This is a genomic window from Streptomyces sp. NPDC058459, assembly GCF_042721685.1.
Classification (GTDB): Bacteria; Actinomycetota; Actinomycetes; order Streptomycetales; family Streptomycetaceae; genus Streptomyces.
In genome coordinates, this window is record NZ_JBHXLV010000304.1 from 1 (window position 1) to 5,378 (window position 5,378).

The 5,378-nt window shown below is 74.1% G+C and carries 7 protein-coding genes; 3 read left to right on the forward strand and 4 right to left on the reverse strand.

Annotated features, from left to right (window positions below):
- From ACFWN1_RS31275 to rimP, 4 genes are all read right to left on the reverse strand, one after another.
- A partial coding sequence (locus tag ACFWN1_RS31275; RefSeq protein ID WP_384369470.1) for a translation initiation factor IF-2 N-terminal domain-containing protein occupies positions 1-930 on the reverse strand: 930 nt, incomplete at its 3' end.
- Positions 931-1,075: 145 nt separating this feature from the next.
- Complete coding sequence (locus ACFWN1_RS31280) at positions 1,076-1,372, reverse strand: YlxR family protein (RefSeq protein ID WP_384369473.1); 297 nt, start codon at positions 1,370-1,372, stop codon at positions 1,076-1,078.
- A gap of 120 nt (positions 1,373-1,492) precedes the next feature.
- A complete protein-coding gene (nusA, locus tag ACFWN1_RS31285; protein WP_384369475.1) occupies positions 1,493-2,491 on the reverse strand; it encodes a transcription termination factor NusA in 999 nt (332 codons plus the stop codon).
- A 2-nt stretch (positions 2,492-2,493) separates the two neighbouring features.
- The gene (gene rimP / locus ACFWN1_RS31290) at positions 2,494-3,012 is read right to left on the reverse strand and encodes a ribosome maturation factor RimP (RefSeq protein ID WP_384369478.1); all 519 of its coding nucleotides are present in this window, start codon (positions 3,010-3,012) and stop codon (positions 2,494-2,496) included.
- A gap of 311 nt (positions 3,013-3,323) precedes the next feature.
- Here rimP and ACFWN1_RS31295 point away from each other — a divergent pair, with 311 nt between their 5' ends.
- The 3 genes from ACFWN1_RS31295 to ACFWN1_RS31305 all read left to right on the forward strand — a co-directional run bounded on the left by ACFWN1_RS31295 (position 3,324) and on the right by ACFWN1_RS31305 (position 5,366).
- Positions 3,324-3,836, forward strand: a complete 513-nt coding sequence (locus ACFWN1_RS31295; RefSeq protein WP_384369481.1) for a hypothetical protein — start codon at positions 3,324-3,326, stop codon at positions 3,834-3,836.
- The gene (locus tag ACFWN1_RS31300; RefSeq protein WP_384369484.1) at positions 3,833-4,351 is read left to right on the forward strand and encodes a ferritin-like domain-containing protein; all 519 of its coding nucleotides are present in this window, start codon (positions 3,833-3,835) and stop codon (positions 4,349-4,351) included. Before ACFWN1_RS31295 ends, ACFWN1_RS31300 begins: the two co-directional genes overlap by 4 nt.
- Before the next feature lie 97 nt (positions 4,352-4,448).
- Entirely contained in the window at positions 4,449-5,366 is a 918-nt protein-coding gene (locus ACFWN1_RS31305; protein WP_384369487.1) for an aminoglycoside phosphotransferase family protein, read from the forward strand.
- The last annotated feature ends 12 nt before the right edge of the window (positions 5,367-5,378 follow it).

The following is a 5,378-nucleotide window of genomic DNA, read 5'->3' on the forward strand; positions in this document are numbered from 1 at the left end:
CGGGCCCGCGGCGGGACGCTGCGGCATCATGCCGGGGTTGGGACGCGGACCGGCCGGGCCGGGACGCGGACCACCCTGCGGACGGGGCATGCCGGAAGGCGCCGGACGGGCACCGCCCGGACCCTGCGGACGCGGACCGCCGCCCTGGGCACCGGGGCCCTGCGGACGGGGACCGGCGCCGGGGGCACCGGGACCGCCGGCCGGACGGGGACCGCCCTGCGGACGGGGCGCCTGCGGGCGCGCCATGCCGGTGGAGCCACCGGTGTTGAAGGGGTGGTTACCCGGACGGGGACCGGCCGGACGACCGCCGGGACGCGGGGCCTGGCCACCGGAGCGCGGAGCGCCCTGGCCGGGACGGCCCGACTGGCCCTGAGTCTGGCCCTGACCGGGAGCGGCCGGACGGCTGCCACCGGGCTTGGGCGCGCCGGGACGGGCGGCGCCACCGGGGCGCGGACCCTGCTGCGCGGCGGGAGCCTGCGGAGCCTGGGCGGCCGGCGGAGCGGTGAACTCCGGGACGGCCGGGGCCGGGCGCGGCGCGGGCTTGGGACCCGGCACCGGACGCGGGCCGGGAGCGGCCGGCGTCGGAGCCGAGGAAGCCGCCGGGGCAGCGGGCTGCTGCGCGGCGGGCTTGGGGGCGCCCGGCTTGGGGGCGGACGGGCCGTCCCCGACGGCCTTGGCGGCCTGAGACGGGCCGGCCTGCGCCGGAGAGGGCGCGGCGGGCTTGGGGGATGCCTTGCGCGGGGCGGGCTTGCCGGCGGACTTGCCGTTGCCACCACCCTGGAAGGCGTCGGTCAGCTTGCGTACGACAGGCGCTTCGATCGTCGAAGACGCCGAACGGACGAATTCACCGAGTTCCTGGAGCTTGGCCATGACGACCTTGCTCTCGACACCGAACTCCTTGGCGAGTTCGTATACCCGGACCTTAGCCACTTCGCTCCTTTGAGGTCCGGGTGATGCCGGACCGTCGCTAGTTCATGGGCGTACTCATCGCGTACTCATCGAGTGCTCATCGCAATCTCGACCTGCTTTCGACTCGCGAGGTACCAGGCCGCCACGGGGTTCCGCGCGGCACTTCTTACGGTGTTGCCTGCTCGGCAACTGTCGTCTGCCCGACGTGTCGGCGCAACGCGTTTGTGTCGAGCGCTCGCGGGGCGCGCAGTGCCCGCGTGAACGCCCGGCGGCGAAGCGCCTGGTCCAGACAGACCAGTGCCGGGTGTACATAAGCACCCCGGCCGGGCAGCGTACCGCGAGGATCGGGGACGCAGGCGTCCTCGATCCTCACGATCCGCAGTAGATCGTTCTTGGCCGCCCGCTTCCGACACCCCACACAGGTGCGTTCAGGGCATGCTCGGATGTGCGTCCGGCCAGACACAGTTAAGTCTACCTCCCCGTACCGACCTCACCCCGTTGGGGTAGAGATCGAACAGTTGCAGTGTGGTGGACGGTCACGATCCGGCCCTGTTCGGTCACGCGTCCGGGCCGGTCGGGAGACCTACTCGGCGAGCCGGTCGTCGGCCTGCTCGGTGTCCGGCCGGATGTCGATGCGCCAGCCGGTGAGCCGGGCCGCGAGCCGGGCGTTCTGCCCTTCCTTGCCGATCGCCAGCGACAGCTGGTAGTCCGGCACGGTGACCCGGGCGGAGCGGGCGCCGAGGTCGACGACCTCGACCTTGCTCACCCGGGCGGGTGACAGGGCGTTCGCCACCATCTCGGCCGGGTCGTCCGACCAGTCGACGATGTCGATCTTCTCGCCGTTCAGCTCGCCCATCACACTGCGCACCCGGCCGCCCATCGGGCCGATGCAGGCGCCCTTGGCGTTCAGGCCCGAACGGGTGGACCGTACGGCGATCTTGGTGCGGTGGCCGGCCTCGCGGGCGATGGCGGCGATCTCCACCGAGCCGTCCGCGATCTCCGGCACCTCCAGGGCGAAGAGCTTCTTCACCAGGCTGGGGTGGGTGCGGGAGAGGGTGACCGAGGGGCCGCGCACGCCCTTGGCGACACGGACCACGTAGGACCGCAGCCGCATGCCGTGCTGATAGCTCTCGCCGGGGACCTGCTCCTGCACCGGCAGGATGGCCTCCAGCTTGCCGATGTCCACGAGCACGTTCTTCGGGTCGCGGCCCTGCTGGACCACGCCGGTGACGATGTCGCCCTCGCGGCCGGCGTACTCGCCGAGCGTGGCGTCGTCCTCCGCGTCCCGCAGCCGCTGCAGGATGACCTGCTTGGCGGTGGTGGCGGCGATCCGGCCGAACCCGGAGGGGGTGTCGTCGAACTCGCGGCGCTCCTGCCCCTCCTCGACGTCCTCGGGGTCCTCCTTCGCCCACACGGTCACATGACCGCTCTGCCGGTCCAGCTCCACGCGCGCGTGGCGGCGGCTTCCCTCGGTGCGGTGGTACGCGATGAGGAGGGCCGACTCGATCGCCTCGACCAGCAGGTCGAAGGAGATCTCCTTCTCCCTGACCAAGCCCCGCAGGGCGCTCATGTCGATATCCACGGCTACGCCTCCTCCTCTTCCTTCATATCCGTCTTGTCCGCCTTGTCCTTGCGGTTGAACTCGACCTGCACCCGCGCCTTGGCGATCTCCGGGAAACCGAGCCGGCGCTCCTTGGCCTTGCGGCCCTTCACACCGGGCACCTCCAGGTGCAGACCCTCGTCGTCCACGTCCAGGATGCGCGCGAGCAGCTCCTCGCCGTCCGCAAGCTGGAACTTGGCCAGCCGGTCCACGGCGCGCCGGTAGTGACGGGGTTCGGTGAGGAGGCGCTCGGCGCCGGGGGTGCCGACCTCCAGGTCGTACGCCAGGTCGCCCATCGCGTCGGTCTCGTCGAGCTTCGCCGAGAGCGCGCGGCTCACATCGGCGATCTGGTCCAGGTCCGCTCCGGTGTCGGAGTCGACGACCACGCGCAGCACCCGCTTGCGTCCGACGGAGTCGACGGCGATCTCCTCGAGATCCAGCCCCTGGGAGGTGACGAGCGGTTCGAGCAGCTCTCGCAGCCTCTCGCTCTGGGTGGTGCTCATCCGGGTGACTCCTCGGCCGCGTGTGCTGTTGTGGGATGGGTCGCGTGTCTGGTCAAAGGGTATCCGGTCGCGGTGGGTGTTGCCGTCCACCCTGAGTGTGCATGGGCCGCCCGGGGTGTGGGGCGGTGCCGGTGATCGGTGCGGGCACGGGGCGCGGGTACGGTGATCACGGGCGGGCCGCCCGTCCGCCGGGCGCCGCTTTCCGGTGCCTCTCCCGCCCCCTCCTGTCTGTCGCTGCCTGCCCTCGTTCATTCCCGCCTGTCCCCTTCTGTCCCCGTCTGTCCCCGTACGACTCCCCGAGGACGTCTGCCGTGCCGTACTCCCCACCGTCGCGCGCCCGCTCGGGGCCGCGCAGAAGAACCCTGCTCGCCTCCCTCGCCGGTGCCACGGCTCTGCTGACGGGCTGCTCGTCCGGCTCCGGGCCCGCCGAGCGCGTGGCGTCGGCGGCCACCCGGGCACGCGCGCGTGCGGCGCGGGACAGCGCCGAACTGCTCGCGCGCTACGACGCGGTGCTCGCCGCGCACCCGGCGCTCACCGGCCGGCTCGCCCCGCTGCGCGCGGCGGTGGCCGCGCACCGGGACGCCTTCGGCGGGAAGGCGGAGACCGGTACGAAGGCGAAGGCGACACCGTCACCCTCCCCGGCCCCCACGGCGCCCGCCGACCCGAAGGCCGCGCTGGGCTCGCTGGCGTCCGCCGAGCGGACCGTGGCGGACCGGCGCGCCGAGGCACTCCTTGAGGTACCGGGCGAGCTGGCGCGGCTGCTGGCCTCGGTGTCGGCGGCCGGGTCCGCGCACGCGTATCTGCTGGCGGAGGCGGCGAAGTGAGCGTCCATGACGGGACGGACAGGACGAAGCAGTCCGAGCGGGCCGAACTGACCGCCCTCCAGGCGGCGTTGGCGGCGGAGCACGCGGCGGTGTACGGCTACGGCGTGGTCGGCGGCCGGATCGGGGCGCCCCGGCAGGGCGAGGCGCGTGCCGCGTACGACGCCCACCGGGCGGCCCGCGACACCCTGGCCCGCTCGGTCCGCGACCTGGGCGGTGAGCCGGTGGCGGCGAGTCCCGCGTACGCGCTGCCGTTCACGGTGGCGGACTCCTCCGCCGCGCTGCGGCTCGCCGCCGAGCTGGAGGAACGTCTCGCCGGCGTCTACGCCGACCTGGTCCGGGACTCCGCCGGCCACCGCCGCACGGCGGCCGCCTCGGCCCTGCGCGAGGCGGCGGTCCGTGCGGTCCGCTGGAGCGGCGCCTCCCCCGCCTTCCCCGGACTCGCGGAACGCACCTACGACACGACGGGTCGGGCGGGAGCGCCGGACTCCGCTCCTTCGGCGTCTCCGGCGGCCTGAACCGGGTACGTGGAAGGCGTAGCCTTCCCTGGGCCTTCGGTTGTGGGGGTGTTCAGGGCACAGCAGGCGGACACAGGAGAAGGGGAACGACTCGCGCATGGCTTTCGAACCGCCGCGGCGACTGGTCCGGGCGAGCCGGGAGACCTCGCCGCCCGGTGACGACTGGCTGGCCGGGCTGCCCGAGGCGGCCGAACGGGCCTTGACGGGACGCGAGTTGACCGTGGACCGGGTGCAGGTGCCGGGCGGCCGGAGCAGTCTGGTACTGCTGGTGCGGCGCGCGGACGGCAGCCCCGCCGTGCTGAAGCTGGCGCCCGCGCGGGCCCGGCCGGAGAGCGAGCGGGCGGCGCTGGCGCACTGGGGCGGCCTGGGTGCCGTACAGCTGCTGGACGGCGGGGCCGAGGACGTGGCGGAGGGCGCGCTGCTGCTGGAGCGGCTGCACCCGGATGTGTCGGTGCGCTCGCTGCCGGAGGCCAAGGCGCTGCTGGAGGCGGCCGGCACGCTGCGCCGGCTGTGGGTGGACCCGCCGGCCGGTGCGGGCGCGCACCGGTTCGAGACGGTGGCGGAGCGCACCGGGCGGCAGGCCGAGGCGATGGCCGCGAGCGCCGCCACGGACCCCGAGTCGGCACCGCTGGTGGACGCGGCGCTGGCGGTGCGCGGGGAACTGCTGGCCGACGCGCCGGAGCACCGGCTGCTGCACGGCACGTTCCGGCAGAGCAAGGTGCTCGGCGGGGAGCGGCTGCCGTGGCTGGCGGTGGGCCCGGACCCGGTGGTCGGCGAGTGCGCGTTCGACCTGGCGCGGCTGGTACGGGACCGGGTGGAGGACCTGATCGCGGTGCCGTCCGGTGCCTCGGTGACCCGGCGCCGGATCAAGCGGCTGGCGGAGTCGCTGGAGGTGGACCAGGAGCGGTTGCGCGGCTGGACGCTGTTCCGGGCCGTGGAGTCCGGGGTGCGGGCCCGCCGGGTGGGCCGGGAGCAGGACGCGGACCTGCTGCTGGAGTTCGCCGCCTGGCTGTAGCCGGACCTGGAG